This is a genomic window from Pseudomonas asuensis, from assembly GCF_014646755.1.
Lineage (GTDB): Bacteria > Pseudomonadota > Gammaproteobacteria > Pseudomonadales > Pseudomonadaceae > Chryseomonas > Chryseomonas asuensis.
Genome location: NZ_BMNW01000006.1, coordinates 244484 through 260994 on the forward strand (window position 1 = coordinate 244484; position 16511 = coordinate 260994).

15 protein-coding genes are annotated in these 16511 nt (G+C 51.6%); 10 read left to right on the forward strand and 5 right to left on the reverse strand.

What is annotated here, in order from left to right; genetic code table 11:
• Positions 1-26: 26 nt before the first annotated feature.
• Positions 27-1040: a Ca2+-dependent phosphoinositide-specific phospholipase C gene (locus IEX86_RS15010; protein WP_188866940.1), complete on the reverse strand. Its 1014-nt coding sequence runs from the start codon at positions 1038-1040 to the stop codon at positions 27-29.
• A 259-nt stretch (positions 1041-1299) separates the two neighbouring features.
• On the opposite strand from IEX86_RS15010, the gene otnI reads away from it, so the two are divergent.
• From otnI to IEX86_RS15035, 5 genes are all read left to right on the forward strand, one after another.
• Positions 1300-2079, forward strand: a complete 780-nt coding sequence (gene otnI, locus IEX86_RS15015; RefSeq protein ID WP_188866941.1) for a 2-oxo-tetronate isomerase — start codon at positions 1300-1302, stop codon at positions 2077-2079.
• 217 nt (positions 2080-2296) lie between these two features.
• The gene (locus IEX86_RS15020; protein ID WP_188866942.1) at positions 2297-2725 is read left to right on the forward strand and encodes a YsnF/AvaK domain-containing protein; all 429 of its coding nucleotides are present in this window, start codon (positions 2297-2299) and stop codon (positions 2723-2725) included.
• Positions 2726-2788: 63 nt separating this feature from the next.
• Positions 2789-3763 carry a YsnF/AvaK domain-containing protein gene (locus IEX86_RS15025; RefSeq protein WP_188866943.1) on the forward strand — a complete coding sequence of 325 codons (975 nt, stop codon included), beginning with the start codon at positions 2789-2791 and terminating at the stop codon, positions 3761-3763.
• 1054 nt (positions 3764-4817) lie between these two features.
• Positions 4818-5780 carry a ribonuclease Z gene (locus tag IEX86_RS15030; protein ID WP_188866944.1) on the forward strand — a complete coding sequence of 321 codons (963 nt, stop codon included), beginning with the start codon at positions 4818-4820 and terminating at the stop codon, positions 5778-5780.
• An 829-nt stretch (positions 5781-6609) separates the two neighbouring features.
• The gene (locus tag IEX86_RS15035; protein WP_188866945.1) at positions 6610-6894 is read left to right on the forward strand and encodes a hypothetical protein; all 285 of its coding nucleotides are present in this window, start codon (positions 6610-6612) and stop codon (positions 6892-6894) included.
• Between the two features lie 52 nt (positions 6895-6946).
• Here the strand turns inward: IEX86_RS15035 and IEX86_RS15040 are convergent, their stop codons facing one another.
• The 4 genes from IEX86_RS15040 to IEX86_RS15055 all read right to left on the reverse strand — a co-directional run bounded on the left by IEX86_RS15040 (position 6947) and on the right by IEX86_RS15055 (position 10662).
• Positions 6947-7549, reverse strand: a complete 603-nt coding sequence (locus IEX86_RS15040) for a LysE family translocator (RefSeq protein ID WP_188867034.1) — start codon at positions 7547-7549, stop codon at positions 6947-6949.
• A 42-nt stretch (positions 7550-7591) separates the two neighbouring features.
• Positions 7592-8446, reverse strand: a complete 855-nt coding sequence (locus tag IEX86_RS15045) for an AraC family transcriptional regulator (RefSeq protein WP_188866946.1) — start codon at positions 8444-8446, stop codon at positions 7592-7594.
• 393 nt (positions 8447-8839) lie between these two features.
• On the reverse strand, positions 8840-9871 hold the full coding sequence (locus tag IEX86_RS15050; RefSeq protein WP_188866947.1) for a PDDEXK nuclease domain-containing protein: 1032 nt from the start codon (positions 9869-9871) through the stop codon (positions 8840-8842).
• A gap of 53 nt (positions 9872-9924) precedes the next feature.
• Positions 9925-10662, reverse strand: a complete 738-nt coding sequence (locus IEX86_RS15055) for a GntR family transcriptional regulator (RefSeq protein WP_188866948.1) — start codon at positions 10660-10662, stop codon at positions 9925-9927.
• Positions 10663-10834: 172 nt separating this feature from the next.
• Here IEX86_RS15055 and IEX86_RS15060 point away from each other — a divergent pair, with 172 nt between their 5' ends.
• The 5 genes from IEX86_RS15060 (at position 10835) to IEX86_RS15080 (ending at position 16371) form a co-directional block, all read left to right on the forward strand.
• Positions 10835-11659, forward strand: a complete 825-nt coding sequence (locus tag IEX86_RS15060) for an amidohydrolase family protein (RefSeq protein WP_229685358.1) — start codon at positions 10835-10837, stop codon at positions 11657-11659.
• 31 nt (positions 11660-11690) lie between these two features.
• Positions 11691-12992 (forward strand): SLC13 family permease, encoded by a 1302-nt coding sequence (locus tag IEX86_RS15065; RefSeq protein ID WP_188866949.1) that lies wholly within the window; start codon positions 11691-11693, stop codon positions 12990-12992.
• Positions 12993-13224: 232 nt separating this feature from the next.
• Positions 13225-15831, forward strand: a complete 2607-nt coding sequence (locus IEX86_RS15070) for an intermembrane phospholipid transport YdbH family protein (protein ID WP_188866950.1) — start codon at positions 13225-13227, stop codon at positions 15829-15831.
• Positions 15831-16022, forward strand: coding sequence for a YnbE family lipoprotein (locus IEX86_RS15075; RefSeq protein WP_188866951.1), 192 nt, complete (start codon positions 15831-15833; stop codon positions 16020-16022). Before IEX86_RS15070 ends, IEX86_RS15075 begins: the two co-directional genes overlap by 1 nt.
• Before the next feature lie 10 nt (positions 16023-16032).
• Positions 16033-16371, forward strand: coding sequence for a YdbL family probable chaperone protein (locus tag IEX86_RS15080; RefSeq protein WP_188866952.1), 339 nt, complete (start codon positions 16033-16035; stop codon positions 16369-16371).
• Positions 16372-16511: the final 140 nt, after the last annotated feature.

Sequence of the window (16511 nt, forward strand, 5' to 3'; positions counted from 1 at the left end):
GCAAATATTGACAGGTCCTTGTAGACTTACGGCAATGCGAACACGTACGGAATACCACTTGTTTCCTGGTCCGTATTGACAATATTGGCATGGTAGTCACGTGCCAGTTGCTGCAGACGTTGCCGACCGGCCTGAACATTGACGGGTGTGCCGCCTGGCGCTTCATCATTAATGGAAAGCAGCATGTTTTTACGGTGATAGCCGTCTACTACGCTCTTCGCTACAGTACCGCCATCCAGACGCCCTGCCTGAATGTCCAGAATGACATTCCAGCCAATGTCGTTACCAAAGTAACTGGTACGTGTGTCCTGATCCTTGATGATCAACGCCGGAAATGCCAGACGAGCCAGCCCTTGGGACAGCGCACGCGCATACTCGCGAGGGGCTGAGTCGGAGACGGTGCCCGGTACGATCATGAACATGATTTTACCTTTCAGATCGTTAAGGCTTGGCCAGCCTTTATCGGCTACGACCCGCTCAAGTGTCGGTGTCGTAGCCGTACAGGCGCCCTTCCCACAGCGCAAATCCAGAGGTGTAAAAATATCCCGCTCCGGGATACGCGCATTGGCACCGCCATTACGTATATCCGCAATCAGATTGTCGAAGGCCTGTGGTGAGTTACCCAGAAAGAACCCACCCTTGAGCTCGAATTTAACCAGCAGCAGCGGATGGTTGGGATTCTGACGGTGATAGGCTGCGATTGTGTCAATGCAGGATCGCAGGTCCTGATTACGATCACTCCCGACAACCCCGCTCTTGGGACAGTTATTGTCATTACCTACCGGATTGCTGTGAGAGACGTACCACTTATCGAGCTGAGCCCAGACATCGATTTCTATCATTCGCACGTAGCTGAACGCATCGGCTAGCGAATTAAAGGTGTCTTTTTTCTCGTACGTGTTATGCGATCCAGGTAACTGCACCTTTTGTAACGGCAATGAATCCTCACTATCAGCGGCGTGGACACTGGCGTTCAATAGCGTCAGGCCAAAACCACAGGCCAGCAGAGTACGGCGAAACGAAGCGATCGTCATCGACATGTGGGTTTCCTTGTAAACCGATAGGGTTGCCCCTGGATCTGCACTGACACCGATCTTTATAGCGGCGCAACTACCTGCAAGGCCTCAAGAGCGGAGCCGAGTATAGAAAGTGCTTTTTACAGGGAGATGGCTTAACCGTGACGCGATGACTTCAGTAAGGCTGAGTTCGGCTGAGACGTATGAGATCAGAATATGATAAGCCAAGCCTCCAGCAGCTCACTATGCTTGGTTTATAACCGAAATACCTCAAGGAGAAGCTATGCCACGCTTTGCTGCAAATATAAGCATGTTGTATCCCGAACATGACTTTCTCGACCGCTTCGCCGCTGCTGCAGCTGATGGCTTCAAGGCTGTCGAGTACCTGTTCCCGTACGACTACAGCCCACACGAGCTCAAGACTCGACTTGATGATAATGGACTTGTCCAAGTCCTGTTCAATGCTCCACCTGGAGACTGGGCCTCCGGCGAGCGTGGTATCGCGTCCTTGCCTAACCGACAGGCTGAATTTCGTAACAGCATTGCCCGTGCACTGGAATATGCCACGGTATTAGGTAATGACCGCTTTCATGTCATGGCTGGTTTACTTCCTGCACACGCAGATCGCGCAACACACCGTGAAATCTATCTGGCAAACCTTGCCTACGCATCCCAAGAGGCAGCCAGAGCAGGGCTGACAGTTGTGATAGAGCCCATTAATACACGCGATATGCCAGGTTTCTTTCTTAATCGTCAGGATGAGGCACAGTCAATCTGTGAAGAAATAGGTGCTCCCAACCTAAAGGTCCAGTTTGACTGTTACCACTGCCAGATCGTAGAAGGCGATATCGCTGCGAAGCTTCGTCGCGACATGCATAGAATTGGCCATATACAAATCGCTGGCGTGCCGGATCGCCATGAGCCAGACGAGGGTGAAGTCAATTATCCCTACCTGTTCAAGCTAATTGATGAATTGGGATACGAGGGTTGGGTTGGTTGCGAATATCGTCCCCGCGCCAATACCTCCGATGGCCTGGTATGGATGCATGGCTTGAGGGTTTAAGTCGAGGCACTTACGCCTGTTGCCTCGCCTCATGCGCACGCCCGGACTACTAAAGGTTACTTGCGTTCATACCGATCCTTTGGTTTTAGACACACCTCTCAGCCGCTCTAGAACCTACTCTACCGCTCGTAAATTTCTCTGAACTAACGCTTTTCTGCTTACTCAACTTCTACGAATGGCATGAAAACATCGAGCGCAATCAACAGCAGGATAGACGATGAGTAACAAGCAGTCTGATGGGCAAGTGACCGAAACGATACCCGTCGTGGAAGAACACGCTGTCTTGCATAAAGAGACTGTTGAGTCCGGCCGTGTCCGGATCAATAAAACCGTCGAATCCAAGGACTACACCGTTTCCGATACCTTGCGTTATGAGGAAACGGTTATTGAGCGGGTAAAATACGATACCCCCGTGGACCCTGCAAACCTTCCGCAGGTAAGACAGGACGGTGACATCACCATTATTCCTGTTTTCGAAGAGGTGTTGGTTGTTGAAAAGCGGCTCATGTTAAAGGAAGAACTTCATGTCCAACGCGTCACTCGTGAATCACACCGTACGGTGCCTGTCACATTGAAACGCGAAAACGTGACTGTGGAACGCAGCCACCCTCACCCGGATTCAGACGATTCCGGTCCCGCGCGGTAAACGCAGTCTGCACCGCCCAATCGAATCGCAGCGCAGCTGCCGAAGAGAACGAAAGGTGAACTTATGAAACAGCACATTTTAGTCGCAGCCTTTGATCGCATTAACGAAGCAGAACAAGTCAAGCGTGAGCTTTTGTCTAAAGGCGTATCCCAGACGGATATTCGCATGGCCGCTTCGAACGAGTCTGCCATGTTGGATGGCACGACCGACGCATCAATGCGCTCCACTACTCATGGCCATGACCATGAGTCTGTGACTGACAAGATTAGCGGCTTTTTCAGCTCGATTTTTAGTGATAATGACACACACAGCAGCCGTTACGCCGAAACCTATCCAGAAGCGGTGCGTCGAGGCTCTACAGTGCTTACTGTGACCGTTAATGACGATGCACAGGTGGCCGTTGTAGAGGAAATCATGGAGCGCAATGGCGCTATTGATATCGATGAGCGCAGCGCCAACTGGAGCAACCAAGGGGCAATAGGCTCTTCCGCAACAACCATGGGCACCAGCACTTCTACCGGGCCCGTATCTGGCGACTATCCCAATACCGCTTCGACAATGGGTGTGGACTCGACTCTGGCAGGCCGGACATCTACTGACATGACTGATCGTACTGCGATCCCCGTCATGGAAGAGGAACTGAAAGTTGGTAAGCGGGAAAACAGCCTCGGCCGTGTACGTGTAGTCTCACGCATAAGCGAACGCCCGGTTGAAGAAACCGTTAATCTTAGCGAACAGCATGCGGTAATCGAACGCCGCCCCGTAGATCGCCCTGTCTCGACTGATGATGTGTCTGCTTTTAAATCTGGAGCAGTAGAAATTCAGGAAACAGCTGAAGAAGCTGTCGTTGAAAAAACAGCGCGCGTGGTGGAAGAAGTTGTAGTGGGTAAGGAAACGACTCACCATAACGAAACTGTTCGCGACACAGTACGTCGCACTGATGTCGATATTGAAAATGACAATGTAGCCACCCGCACAGGTATGCGCGGTACCGATCACATGGATGATATCGACCCTACTACTGGAACCAAACGTTAATAGTTCAGGTAGTACTAAAGGCCACCTTTAAGGTGGCCTTTTTGTTTCTATGGTTTTTCCTGATGACTCTTGCTCGTTGTTTAGGTATTTGAGCAGAACTTATAAAGGGCTGGTATTATTTAACTACTTGCATGAGTATGCGAAAAGAGATAGCGCCGCGTCATCCGTCATGAGGCGATGAGTCAGGTTACGGACATGACGGGCTCTCTACGCGAGCTATAAATGGCCCTTATAGCCAGCGCAATCGGCCTAGCAGAACTGGCCCGTACGACGCAGCTCATCAACAAAGCCCATCAATTTAACCTAGCGCCCCGCCGCTACCGCGAGGCGGAGGTTAGAAGGCATCGCAACGGACCCACGTGCAGCGGCCTCGGTGCGCGCCTAAGCGGCAGGTGTGGTGATAACAGCCTGTTCTTCCCCGCCCGGATGTATCTTTGGCGCTCTTACTGATACCCGGCCGATGAGTTCTCGTGTCTTGGGGTGTCAGGCAGAAAAAGCCGGACTGAATGTACTGACAAGCGTGCAAATCGAAACGGCACGATTGCCAGCATTATTTAAAGTTGGGGTTTGACCTCTGCCCCGCACCTGAAGTGAAGCAGCCGAGTCCCGGCCAGTATCTGGCTTTACGGCCTCCTCCCCCCGCGCCTCCCTCTACTTAGTCGAGGTTAACGACGCATGAAAGGAAAAAGATATTCCCAACAGACTTACCCAGGTCTTTCAGGATGTTTTCTAGGACGATGACCCTGTACTTACCCCTGAGATGCCCGCCGACAACATCGACGGCTGGGACAGCCAACCTGACTGTAGCGTTTCGGCATCAAAATAAGGACTGCTGAGCTTGAGTCACTCAAAACGCTGGCCATTTCGCCCTGCTGATTCAGTGTGAGCGTAACAGAGCACGTCTCGGTAGCTATGGCGCAGCTGATTCATATCGTCAGACATGATGTAACCCCGGGCATTTGACTTCTGATAACAGGCCGTCAGACGATGGGGCCAGTGTTGCTAAAGCTATACACTATAGCCTTAGCAACACTCATGATAATTCGAGGCGCTTGTGGATTTATTATTTCTTGGCACATCTGCTGGCGTGCCCACTAAAAAACGCAACGTAACTGGCCTTGCCCTGATAGAAGAAACAGGCAGTGATTGGTTTCTGGTGGACTGCGGCGAAGCAACCCAGCATCGACTACTACGTACCCGCCTTTCACTCCATGACTTACAAGCCATTTTCATCACGCATGTACATGGCGATCATTGCTATGGCTTGCCAGGCTTGCTGGCCAGTGCAGGGATGTCTGGCCGAAAAAAGCCGCTTACGATCATTGCACCAGCGGGAATCGCTGAATGGTTTAAGGCCACTCAGCAGTTCACACAGCTGTACTTGCCTTTTGAGGTAGATTTTCTTCCAACCGAGGCATTGGATACCTGGTCCTTTGCGCACTGGGCAGTCGATGCTATCCCGCTTTCGCATCGTGTCCCTTCGTTCGGCTATCGGTTCACCGAGACGGCCCGCGAACCCTATCTGAATACAGAGAAATTGACAGCCGACGGTATTTCACGTGGTCCGATCTGGGGGCAGCTGCGCAAAGGTATTGATGCTTTCCATGATGGCCAAACGCTAAAAAGTAGCGATTATGTCCACTACCCCCACCCTGCTCGCTGTGTAGTCGTTTGCGGTGATAATGATCAACCTGAACTGTTACGCACCTTCTGCCAACCTGCTCAGGTGCTGGTTCATGAGTCAACCTACACACAGGAAGTTGCAGACAAGGCTGGCGATACCTTTGGGCATAGCTCAGCGGCATTGATTGCAACCTTTGCTCAATCTATTGCATTGCCTAATCTGCTATTGACGCATTTTAGCGCCCGCTATCAGGCTAATCCGGAACAGTCCCCTTCCATCGAAGACATCCGCTCCGAAGCAGCACATTATTACCAGGGGCCACTCTTTTTAGCAGAAGACCTTGCCCGGTATCGCTTGGCCAAAACAGGCGATCTGAGTCTTGTTACCTCATGATCGCAATGCAGGTGAAAGGCATCTTTATTTATGGCTGCGTTGTGTTTGCCGGAGACAAGCGTACAAGACGGATTAACCATCTAACGCCAACGACGGGGACGTGCTGACAAAAGACCCTCCCTGCTTACAGGTGCGACATTCATGTGTCCGGATTAATGAATATTTCAAAATATTACATAGATAATACGCAACCAATAAACCGATACCTATACACGTATAAGTATGGTGTAGAAGTTTAGAAGGGTCGACTTGTGTATCTTCAGCTTTCCAGCCAAACGCTATCTTAAACAGGTCAAGAGCATAGAAACGAAAACTTATATTTTCACAAAGTTCAATGTATTTAAAGAGTTAACGCCATTGCAACTTAACTCCTCTTTGACTCTCCATTAATACAAGGTCGTTATTTTGGCCTGTTCTGTTGTGGTGTCATAGCTCATGAAGTGTGCTCCTCTGTATCGCCGCGTTTAGCGTAGTAGAGAAAGTGCTTTACTTGCGGAGGTACAGTTTTTTACTTCATTTATTCGCTCCTCTGTATGCAGCCGCATACGGGCATGAGGGCTATAAGCAAGATTAGCCTTTCTGCTTTACAAGGTTTTCTAAGAGGCGTTTGAAATGGGCTCAGCTAATAAAACTACAGGCATTGCGTTCGTTCTGTTTAGTGTTAGAACGCCATGGCAATAAACCCGTATGTTTCCTTCGCGCCTAAAGACGTATTTGGTTGCGATGCTTCGTGCAGCAACAGGTAGCTACAGGTAGCTGTATTTGTTAAAGGGCCCTGGCATGTGTTTAATGCTTTTGCTTGATGACCGGATTTACAATGAGGTGTCTTATGTCTGTGCCTGAGTTTTCTGACAAGGAAATCCTCAATTACACGCTGGATGTTCTGAGAGAGCAGATTTGTATATATCAGGAACAAGTGCCTGCTTCGCTGCTTACCAATATGGAACAAGTTCTAGGCGGGCCTATATGCAAGCCAGCGGAAGAGCTCGAACAGATACGATTTAACCGATGGCTAGCGCTGCACTCACTCGATACGCCATTAGATGCTCAGCAGAAAAAATGGTTATGGAAGGGTTGGCTGGCTCGGGCCAAACATCCTGAAAGCAATAGGTAAAGGCGGCTTTAACGCGTTCAGCCCACTATCTGGCCGCGTTATACGCTTCACCTCAAAGCAGGCTTAACCATGCTGATCCTAGCAGCAGTAGAGCCATAATACGGTTGAAGCACCTGACTCGGGCCACCGAGTCCAGCCAGCGCGAAACACTTGTGCCCACAAATGCCCAAGCAAGCAGGCAAGGAATCGAGATCACGAAAAACACAGACGTCAGTTGCATGACCTGCGTCGTCTTATCCGAACCGGCCTGGGTAAACACGCTGATAACCGCAATTGCCATCATCCAGGTCTTCGGATTTATCACCTGCAAGCTGGCAGCTTCGCCAAACCCGACATGTTTTTGCTCGGCGACCGACTTACTCATCTCATTCAAGGGTACTGCAGGACTACTGAATATTTGCCAAGCCAGATAGCTCAACCACAGTACCCCGACAATGCTCATCACGAACTGTACAGTCGGATAGTTCATCAGACTTTGGCCTATGCCAACTCCGGCTACTAATACAATACCCGCGGCTCCTACGCACCCACCCAATACAATAGGTAATGCCTTCCAAAACCCATAGCGGGCACTGTGGCTCAGTACCAGGATGTTTGTAGGTCCAGGGGTTATAGAAGCAACAAGGGAAAACAGAATGAACGGCAAAGAAATCATCACATTGGCTCCGACGCTATAGGGCTAAAACCCATTCTTGCGTCAACCGCGCGAGGCGTCTGGAAGATTTGAGCAACGCTTGCGATAGCTAGCAGGAGTCAGTCCATAAGCACGGCGAAACCAGCGTCCCATATGACTCTGATCTGCAAATCCTAACTTCATGGCGACCTCGGCCAGCGGGTCACCTTTCGCCAGTAGAAAGCGAGCCTTGGAGAGCCGCAGCTGAATGAGATAAGCATGGGGTGCCAAGCCAAAGGCAACCTTGAATGCCCGAGTCAAGCGAAAGCGATCTACACCTGTGATACTGGCAAGCTCATCCAGCCCTACATCATCCTGCATATGGGCATGCAAATAATCCCTGGCACGATAAGCCACCTGAGGAAGTCGAGGATCATAGGCAGCTCGAATCCGCCACTTCACGTGGTCAGTCAGCTTGATCAAAAGCCGATCCAAAGCCGTCTGTTTCACTATCCGCAGCTCCCTGTACTCAAGCGCCTTGAAGGCGTCAGCGATTGCGACAAGGAGTTCGGCCTGTTCGGTTAGCGTAGAGCCAAAGCTGGGTAGGCATTCTATAGACGTGCTCTCATGCAACGCTCGTAGCTCACGCTCAACCCACTGTGGTTCCAGGTAAAGCATGGAATAGGTAAAGCCGCCTTCTACTGGTGCATGGCCGTCGTGGACCTCGCCTGGCTCAAGCATGAACACTTTACCAGGTGTACTGAAATGCAGCGCGTTTCGGCAGCTGAACTGCTGCACGCCCTGCTCGGTAAACCCTACGAGATAACTGTCGTGCCAATGAGGATCATAGGCGTGCCCCTCAAAATGAGCACGAATCGTTTCGATGCCGGTTTCAGCATCCTGACTTAGATGGACCCAGCTTTTCTTGTTATCTGTCATGTGCAGGCGTTTCGTATTGATACAGTGAACAGCAGAGAGCAATCATGCGGGTATCGTATCAGCACCTCTTCGGCTTCGTCTGGAATGTTTGTGCACTCAGACCGGCCCTGATTCGGGCTGTTATTCAGAGGACTATGCAGCAAGCATGTTCAGAAGATATACGCACATAACATCTAGCCTTTTCACTGGGAGAATCATAGTTAGGTCGCGAAAGCCATTTCGTCTGCCATGTCTAACCAGGAGAAGAAAACACCGAGGGATACCTCAGTAAGTGCTGTCGCCCGGCAGTTGGCCATGCTTGACCTTGTACCGTGCGTCTCGCTGGCCTATTTGCAACAGCAAGCTTACGCACCTCCCAGATACCCTGACAGAAATTCTTTGTAATAGCTTTTCTTAACTTAAACTGCTGCTGTCACTGTCCGTATTCAGCCGATAAAACTCGTGAAGCTTTTCCTGCAACAGCTTTTTGTCAGGCAATTGAGTCTGATATTCCGCTACGAGCGCAGGCGATAAGGAGCGATTCAGCGCGTACTCAACCACCTCATCATCCCTGCTTGCACACAATAAGACGCCAATTGCTGCATTTTCATGAGGCTTGCGTACAACCCGATCCAGCGCCTCAAGATAAAATTCGAGCTTGCCCAGGTACTCCGGCTCAAAGCGACCAACCTTTAGCTCGATGGCCACGAGGCAATTCAGCCCTCGATGGAAAAACAGCAGGTCCAACGCAAAGTCACGCCCACCTACCTGCAAGGGGTATTCGGAACCCACGAAGCAGAAGTCTCGCCCTAACTCAATTAGAAAATCCCTAAGCCGCTGCAGCAGGCCACGGTGCAGATCAGCTTCAGCATGCCCTTCAGGCAAGTCCAGAAATTCAACCATGTAAGCATCCTTGAACACGCTCAACGCTTCAGGATGACTTTGTCTCAGCACTGCCGAGACTTTTGCCGGTTGCGTGACGGACCGTTCGAACAGCGCAGACTTGAACTGCCGCTCCAACTCACGGCTGGACCACTTCTCCTGCATAGCCAGCCGCAAATAAAACTCACGCTCTTCTATGCGTTTGCTTTGCCCAAGAATAATAAGATTGTGCGTCCACGGCAGCTGCCGTACCAGGCCAGCCAGCACTGGCGTGTCGCGGTATGCCTCATAGAACTGCCGCATCCGAAAAAGATTGGCGCGAGTAAAGCCTCGTAATCCCGGCTGAGCCTTGGCCAGATAACGTGCCAGCTGATCAACCACACCATCGCCCCATTCAGCCGTCTCAAGCTTGGCGCTGATATGTGCCCCTACCTGCCAATACAACTCGATCAGCTCGATATTGACAGCGTGAACCGCTCGTTGACGGGCTGCGGAGATGAGCTGAGCCACCTCAGCAAAGCGGTTATCATCCTGTGACGGGTTTGGCGTGGTCTGATCGGTCATGGTTATGAAAAGCTTAGAAAGGATACTGGCAAAAGAGCATATCAGGTGCCCTGCTACGTGATATCGACCTGGTAGCGAAAGCCTTCTGCGGCCCCTCGGGAAACTCTATATTCAATAGGAAGCCGGTCATATCCCAGGGCGATACGCTCGACCACCACCACCGGCTTACCCTCTTCTATTCCCAGAATCCGTGCCGTTTCGGCCGTGGCTGATTCTACTGTCAACGTTTCCTGCGCCGAAGCAACATGCTGACCGCACTGCTGCTCATAAAAGGGATAGAGCAGATTCCCAAACTTACCCGGTTCCACTTCGAGCAGCTGAGAAAACTTCGAGCCGGGAAGCCAGATGTCTTCATAAAATGTCCGTTGCCCTTCGATAACCCGGACGCGCTCCAGATGCAAGGCCTGCTCGTTCTTCTTGAGGATCAATGCATGAACCACAGCGGGAGGGGGCTGCTCAAACGTACGACTTAGGATCCGGCTTGCTGGAACTGCCTGACTACCGGAAGAACTCACCTGACGGAAGAAGCGGAAGAAAGAAGCATTGAAGCTGGGGCGGCGCACAAAGGTGCCTCGACCCTGACTACGTTCAAGCAACCCTTCATTTACCAACGTATCAACAGCCTTTCTTACCGTCCCGATCGCCACCCCATAGAGCTTGGTCAATTCAGCTTCGGTTGGAATTGATTGGCCTGGCAACCATTCGCCTGAAGCGATTCTGGCCAGTATTTCATCACTTAACCGTTGATAGAGCGGCAAGCGCTCATCCTGTCCCAACTTTGCGTTGTTCATATCGTCATCCAAACGACTAGTCAGTTCACTCTATCATGAGCATTAGTCTTCGATGCATTGACAGTTAACAGCCGTCGCTATACGTTCCAATATTCATATAGATGAATATATGTTTAAGACCGCAAGGGGAAGTAGTGACCTTTGCTGAAAACAAACAACAAGGGTAGTCCCCATGCCTCAGCACGTTATGCCCATCACGGGCATCGATACCCATGCACACATCTTTTCCCGCGACCTTCCGCTTACTGAAAATCGCCGCTACAGCCCTGACTACGATGCTCTTGTAGAAAGCTATCTGGCACACCTTGAGCACTGCGGGCTTTCACATGGCGTGTTGGTGCAACCCAGTTTTCTAGGCATCAATAACAATTTCATGGTAGCTGCGCTCCGTGTCTATCCGGAACGACTTCGCGGTACAGCGGTGGTTAGCCCCGAGGTCAGTGATGCTGAGCTTGATGAATTGGAAAAGGCTGGTGTAGTAGGCGTTCGACTGAATCTGGTTGGCCTTCCACTGGAGGACTACTCGCAGCCGCGGTGGAAGAATTTCTTCAAGAAAATGGTAGACCGTAACTGGTCTGTCGAGATCCAGCGTGCCATGGAAGACCTCTGCCTGGTTGTTCCTGTGTTACTGGATACAGGCGTTAGCGTGATCATCGACCATTTTGGCTTGCCGGCAGGTTGTATTGACCCTGAGATTCCGGAGCATCAGGCCTTCCTTTCGCTTCTACCTGATGCCCCCGTTTGGATCAAGCTATCCGCTACTTACCGAAGCAAGGCCACGCAGGAGCAGGCTGCTACGATGGTAGATCTCTTGCGCAAGGCTTATGGACATTCCGACCACTTCCTGTGGGGCAGTGACTGGCCTCATACCCGCTTCGAGAAACAGACCAATTATGATGCCCAGTTTTCGATAATGAACTCACTTCTCCCCGATGCAATGGAAAGAAGGAAAGTACTGGTGGACAACCCGGCCAGGCTGTTCAAGTTCAATCCCTGAAACCAGACAATAACAACAAGGAAAGACGATTATGATGAGTTTACTCGTCGTGACGGCGATTGCCGTTGCCATTGCGCTGGGGTACAAGACCCGGATCAATATCGGTCTGTTTGCGATAGCTTTCGCCTATCTCATTGGCTCATTTGTAATGGGCATGAGCCCGTCGGAGGTTATCAACCTCTGGCCGCTCAAGATTTTTTTCATCATTTTTTCGGTGTGCCTGTTCTACAGTTTTGCCATTGTTAACGGCACCCTGGAAAAGCTGGCAGAGCATCTGCTCTACAGCTGCAGAAAAGTACCCTATCTCCTGCCTTATGCCGTCTTTGCTACTTCTGCGCTGATTGCCGGGCTGGGGGCTGGCTACTACACCGTGCTGGCCTTTATGGCTCCAATTACTCTGCTGCTGTGTGAGCGCACAGGAATGAGCCTTATCGTAGGTGCGATGGCAGTGAACTACGGTGCATTGGGTGGTGCAAACTTTGTTTCCAGCCAGAGTGGCATCATTTTCCGTAGCCTGATGGTCAACTCAGGTATTCCAGAAGAAACTGCCTTTATAAATAGCTTTGGTATTTTCGCCAGTACGATTTTTATACCCCTACTCGTCATTACGGCGTTCCTCTTGTTCAGTGGACATAAAAAGTCCATGAAAGAGGCGGCCTTCAGTATCAGCGCGCCGACTCACTTCACCAAAGACCAAAAGACCACGCTCTGGTTGACGCTCCTCATGATGGGGATTGTATTGCTCGCACCTATTGCCAGCCTTGTTTTCCCTCAAAACACCACTATCAGCTTTATCAATTCAAAGATGGACATTGGTCTGATCGCCAGTGTTTTCTCTGTGATAGCACTGCTGCTCAAGCTGGGGGATGAGCGCAAGGTCATGGCGACGCTTCCCTGGTCGACCATCATCATGATTTGTGGTGTGGGCATGTTGATATCGGTTGCGATAAAGGCAGGCACTGTCGACCTACTGGCTTCCTGGATCAGTGCCAATATACCGGCCATGTTTGTTCCCGTTGCCTTTGGTGTTGTGGCTGCATTGATGTCGCTGTTTTCCAGTACGCTGGGCGTAGTAACACCTGCGCTTTTTCCAATCGTGCCGGCGATTGCCGCCAACTTGTCTATCGATCCGATGATCATTTTCATCTGCATCGTTGCGGGCGCACAGGCGACATCCATCTCGCCCTTCTCGTCAGGAGGTAGCCTGCTGCTAGGCTCATGCCCGACAGAGAAGAGCCGTTCCGCCCTCTTTCCAAAACTGCTATTCAAAGCAGCACCGCTCGGCTTTATAGCCGCCCTGGTGTTCAATTTCGTCCTTACGTTCTGCTTGTAATTTGACACGTCACGGCCCGGTGGCCGTGACGTGCTCTTCAAGTCCTGTGTTTAGCGGATTTAGCCTGAATGACTGACCTCCTGATTACAGGGTAAGCATGTTTGCATATTGTTATCTCTAATAATGGGCTGGTATTACATAACCAAAGCGGCCATTCGCTTCAAAAAGCGGGCTTCAGGGTTGATTCGGTGCTCCGGACCCTTCACCCTAGCGCTGAGTCTGTTTTAAAGCGGTGAGTCAACTGTCCAACCTCGATTCTTCTCGCACCGTACGTTGGCTTCGCTGCCTGGGCTGGGTGGGCGTTGTTTTCCTGTTATTACTGGCAGCGAGTGCGCTGGGCTTTGCGCTACTGGCTCGCGCGCTCGGCGTTACACATTGGGATGTTCAGGGTCTTCATCTGAATAGTCATTCAGTGGGGCTGCAAACCTTGTCGGTTGTCAGGAAGGATAATGACGGTGCAGTGCAGTCACTTGAAACCGGACCTTTGCTGTTTGAATGGTCTGAAAGTCGCCTCAGGATCGATCACCTTAACCTAGCCATACAAACGATAAAAACCGACTCCAGTGACGAGCCCCTAGGACCGCTGAATCTTAACCAGCCCCTCGCCATACCCGCGTGGCTACCCGACCGCCTGGATATTTCTGCCTTCACACTATCCGTGCCCTGCGCCCAAGGTCAGTGCACTGTAGAAGGCGCCTTTGCTGCACGCCAGGCAGAACAACAGGCACTCCCTCTTAGCTTGGAACTGGAGCTTCGCCATGAGGGACGAACGCTGCAAACCATGGCTCTTCTTGAAGGCACGCCCGAGGCCCCGCGCCTAACAGCCAATCTTGCAATCGACGACCAACCAAGGCTTGTGCTGCGTACTGCATTGACGCCCTATGGTAAAGGCGTAGCCTGGAGCGGTGATTTGCTGATCCCCGCGTTTCATGAAGGGCCCTGGCTTCTGGCGTGGATTAACCAGTGGTGGCCCATACCTGCTGTTACAACCAAATCCTTACCGGGTGCGCTTCGAATTCAAGGCGACTGGCAACTGACCCTACCCAATACGATTGATGACATCCAGACGTTGCTCAATGCTCAAGGAAGTATTCGACTTGATGCACATTTACCCCAGGCCTGGCCCGTGCCGGGGTTAGGCTCACTTCAAGGTGATACCCGTCTGGATGCCAGCCTGGATAAAGGCTATTTACTACCCCGGGCATTGCAAGCTGACCTGCAGCTTGCAATAGGAGATCAACCCTGGCGACTTCAACTCCCCCAGGGGATGCGGCCTAACCAGATTCATATCCAGGCACAGACACCTACCGTGTTCGCGCAAACCGACTCAATGCTTCCGTTGGACATTGCCATTGGCGCGCAGGGTGAATCCACTGTAAGGCTAAAAGGACGAGTAAGTGTTGCCACCCAGCCACCGTGGCGAATACACCTGGATGGAGTTAACCTGCAAGGTACAACTCCAAAGATCAAGCAATCCAGTATTGCCATTCAGAACCTCGACACCACACTGACAGTTCATGGTCAAGCTGACCAAAACAGCGCAGACCTGACTTTTTCCAACGTCATGCTAGGTGCACGTCAGCTAGAGGTGGGTTCTGGTCCCTCGGCTACACGCCTGGACAGCCTTTCCGCGACCTCGCCTGCACTCAGACTAATGAGCCATCTGGATGATCAGGGTGAAATGAGCTTTACCTTAAAAGGTAATACTCGTCTGAAAAGTACGCGTATTGCCCACCCGCAGCTTAAACCTACCGGCTGGCAATGGGATGGACAAATCAATGTGAAAGATCAGGCATTGAATTTAAAGGGCACGCTTGGCGCCGATACAGGCCTCCACTTCAGGACACAGCTTAGCCTGGCTTCTGGTAAGCCTTTTGAGCTTGAGGGTACGCTAGATACGCTGTTTATGCGGGCTGGCAACCCGTTTACGACTACATTTACCGCCTGGCCGGCATTGCTGGAACTCAATACAGGGCGGCTCGATGGTCAACTTGCGCTTCGTATCCCTCAGCAGGGCAACATGAGCATTCACATTGGTCTGGATACTCAAGGGCTGGGTGGGGTTTATGATCGCCTGGAAATGAATGGCCTGAGCGGAAAGGTCGCGCTGGATCTAAAGGGCGATCAATTGAACGTATCCATACCAACCTTCAAAGCCGATACGCTCAACCCAGGCTTTACCCTGGGCCCACTTGAACTGAGTGGTACCTACCGCGCCCGCCTGGCCGAGCCGCTGGCCGGCACCCTTTCCTGGCAGCTGGCCCAAACGGCCATCCTGGGAGGTCGCTTATGGATACCGCCTGGCCAGGGTAGCCTGGGTGATTTCACGCTTGCATTGCCGCTACAACTCTCGGGTCTGCAATTAGCTTCGCTACTGGAGGCCTACCCTACCGAAGGACTCAGCGGCGAGGGAACGGTTGATGGACAGCTTCCGTTGCACTGGACCCGCCAGGGTATTCGCGTCGAGCAAGGGGCTATCGGCGCACGCGGACCCGGCGTGCTACGCTTCCGCTCGGAACGCATCAGCGCAATGGGTCGCAGCAATCCTGGCATGAAGTTGGTAGCCGACGCTCTAGATGACTTCCATTACGATGTGCTTCGCAGCGGTGTTGATTATCACGAAGATGGAACGTTGATCCTTTCGCTTCGCCTGGAGGGTCGCAACCCTGATATTGAAAAGGGACGAGCATTCAACTTTGGAATAAATCTGGAAGAGAATATTCCGCAATTGCTGACCAGCCTGCAACTGACCGACCGGGTCAGCGACACTATTCAGCGCCGTGTGCAGGAGCGTCTGCGCCGTAACCAAACTGCACCCACTACCGAGGAGAAGCCCTGATGGGGTCGCGCCTATTATTCGGCATGTTGCTCGCATGCCTTCTAACAGCTGCCTGTACGCCTACTGTACAAGTCGCTGTTCCAAACGAGCCGATCAATATCAACCTGAACGTAAAGATCCAGCACGAAATCTACATCAAGGTAGACAAGGCACTCGACAACGTTCTCAGCGAAAACAGTGGCCTATTCTAAGGAGCCAGCCATGCGTATCCGTACCGCCAGCCTGATGTTGGCCCTGCTTTTTACCAACCCTGCGTGGGCCATGAGTCTTAATGAGGCTATGGCAGCCTTGAGTAACGCCAAGGCCGCTGGCCAGGTGGGTGAGCAACCTAATGGCTACCTGGGTGCCATCAATGGCAGTAGCCAAAGTAGCGAGATCGCCAATCTTATCAACCAGGCACGTCGCGATGAGTATCAGCGCCTGGCACAGCAAAATGGCATTCAACTAGGCGATGTAGAAGCAATTGCCGGTAAGAAAGCCATCGAGAAAACACCTGCAGGACAATACATCCAGCTCAATGGGAAGTGGGTCAGGAAATAAAAGACGTTCAGAATAAAAAGCCAACACTGTGCTGGCTTTTTATTCCGCTTCCCGGCATTTGATGGGTCAGTAGAACTGGCTGAGGACGTACAGGTGCAACAAATTAACCAATAACGGGGCTTATGCTGGCACTTAATTGT

Excerpts from the sequence above, each read along its gene's own strand:
- otnI (WP_188866941.1), top strand. The coding sequence starts at position 1,300 with ATGCCACGCTTTGCTGCAAATATAAGCATGTTGTATCCCGAACATGAC.
- IEX86_RS15035 (WP_188866945.1), top strand. The coding sequence starts at position 6,610 with ATGTCTGTGCCTGAGTTTTCTGACAAGGAAATCCTCAATTACACGCTG.
- IEX86_RS15050 (WP_188866947.1), bottom strand. The coding sequence starts at position 9,871 with ATGACCGATCAGACCACGCCAAACCCGTCACAGGATGATAACCGCTTT.
- IEX86_RS15080 (WP_188866952.1), top strand. The coding sequence starts at position 16,033 with ATGCGTATCCGTACCGCCAGCCTGATGTTGGCCCTGCTTTTTACCAAC.
- IEX86_RS15025 (WP_188866943.1), top strand. The coding sequence starts at position 2,789 with ATGAAACAGCACATTTTAGTCGCAGCCTTTGATCGCATTAACGAAGCA.
- IEX86_RS15010 (WP_188866940.1), bottom strand. The coding sequence starts at position 1,040 with ATGTCGATGACGATCGCTTCGTTTCGCCGTACTCTGCTGGCCTGTGGT.
- IEX86_RS15060 (WP_229685358.1), top strand. The coding sequence starts at position 10,835 with ATGCCTCAGCACGTTATGCCCATCACGGGCATCGATACCCATGCACAC.
- IEX86_RS15065 (WP_188866949.1), top strand. The coding sequence starts at position 11,691 with ATGATGAGTTTACTCGTCGTGACGGCGATTGCCGTTGCCATTGCGCTG.
- IEX86_RS15055 (WP_188866948.1), bottom strand. The coding sequence starts at position 10,662 with ATGAACAACGCAAAGTTGGGACAGGATGAGCGCTTGCCGCTCTATCAA.
- IEX86_RS15075 (WP_188866951.1), top strand. The coding sequence starts at position 15,831 with ATGGGGTCGCGCCTATTATTCGGCATGTTGCTCGCATGCCTTCTAACA.
- IEX86_RS15040 (WP_188867034.1), bottom strand. The coding sequence starts at position 7,549 with ATGATTTCTTTGCCGTTCATTCTGTTTTCCCTTGTTGCTTCTATAACC.
- IEX86_RS15020 (WP_188866942.1), top strand. The coding sequence starts at position 2,297 with ATGAGTAACAAGCAGTCTGATGGGCAAGTGACCGAAACGATACCCGTC.
- IEX86_RS15045 (WP_188866946.1), bottom strand. The coding sequence starts at position 8,446 with ATGACAGATAACAAGAAAAGCTGGGTCCATCTAAGTCAGGATGCTGAA.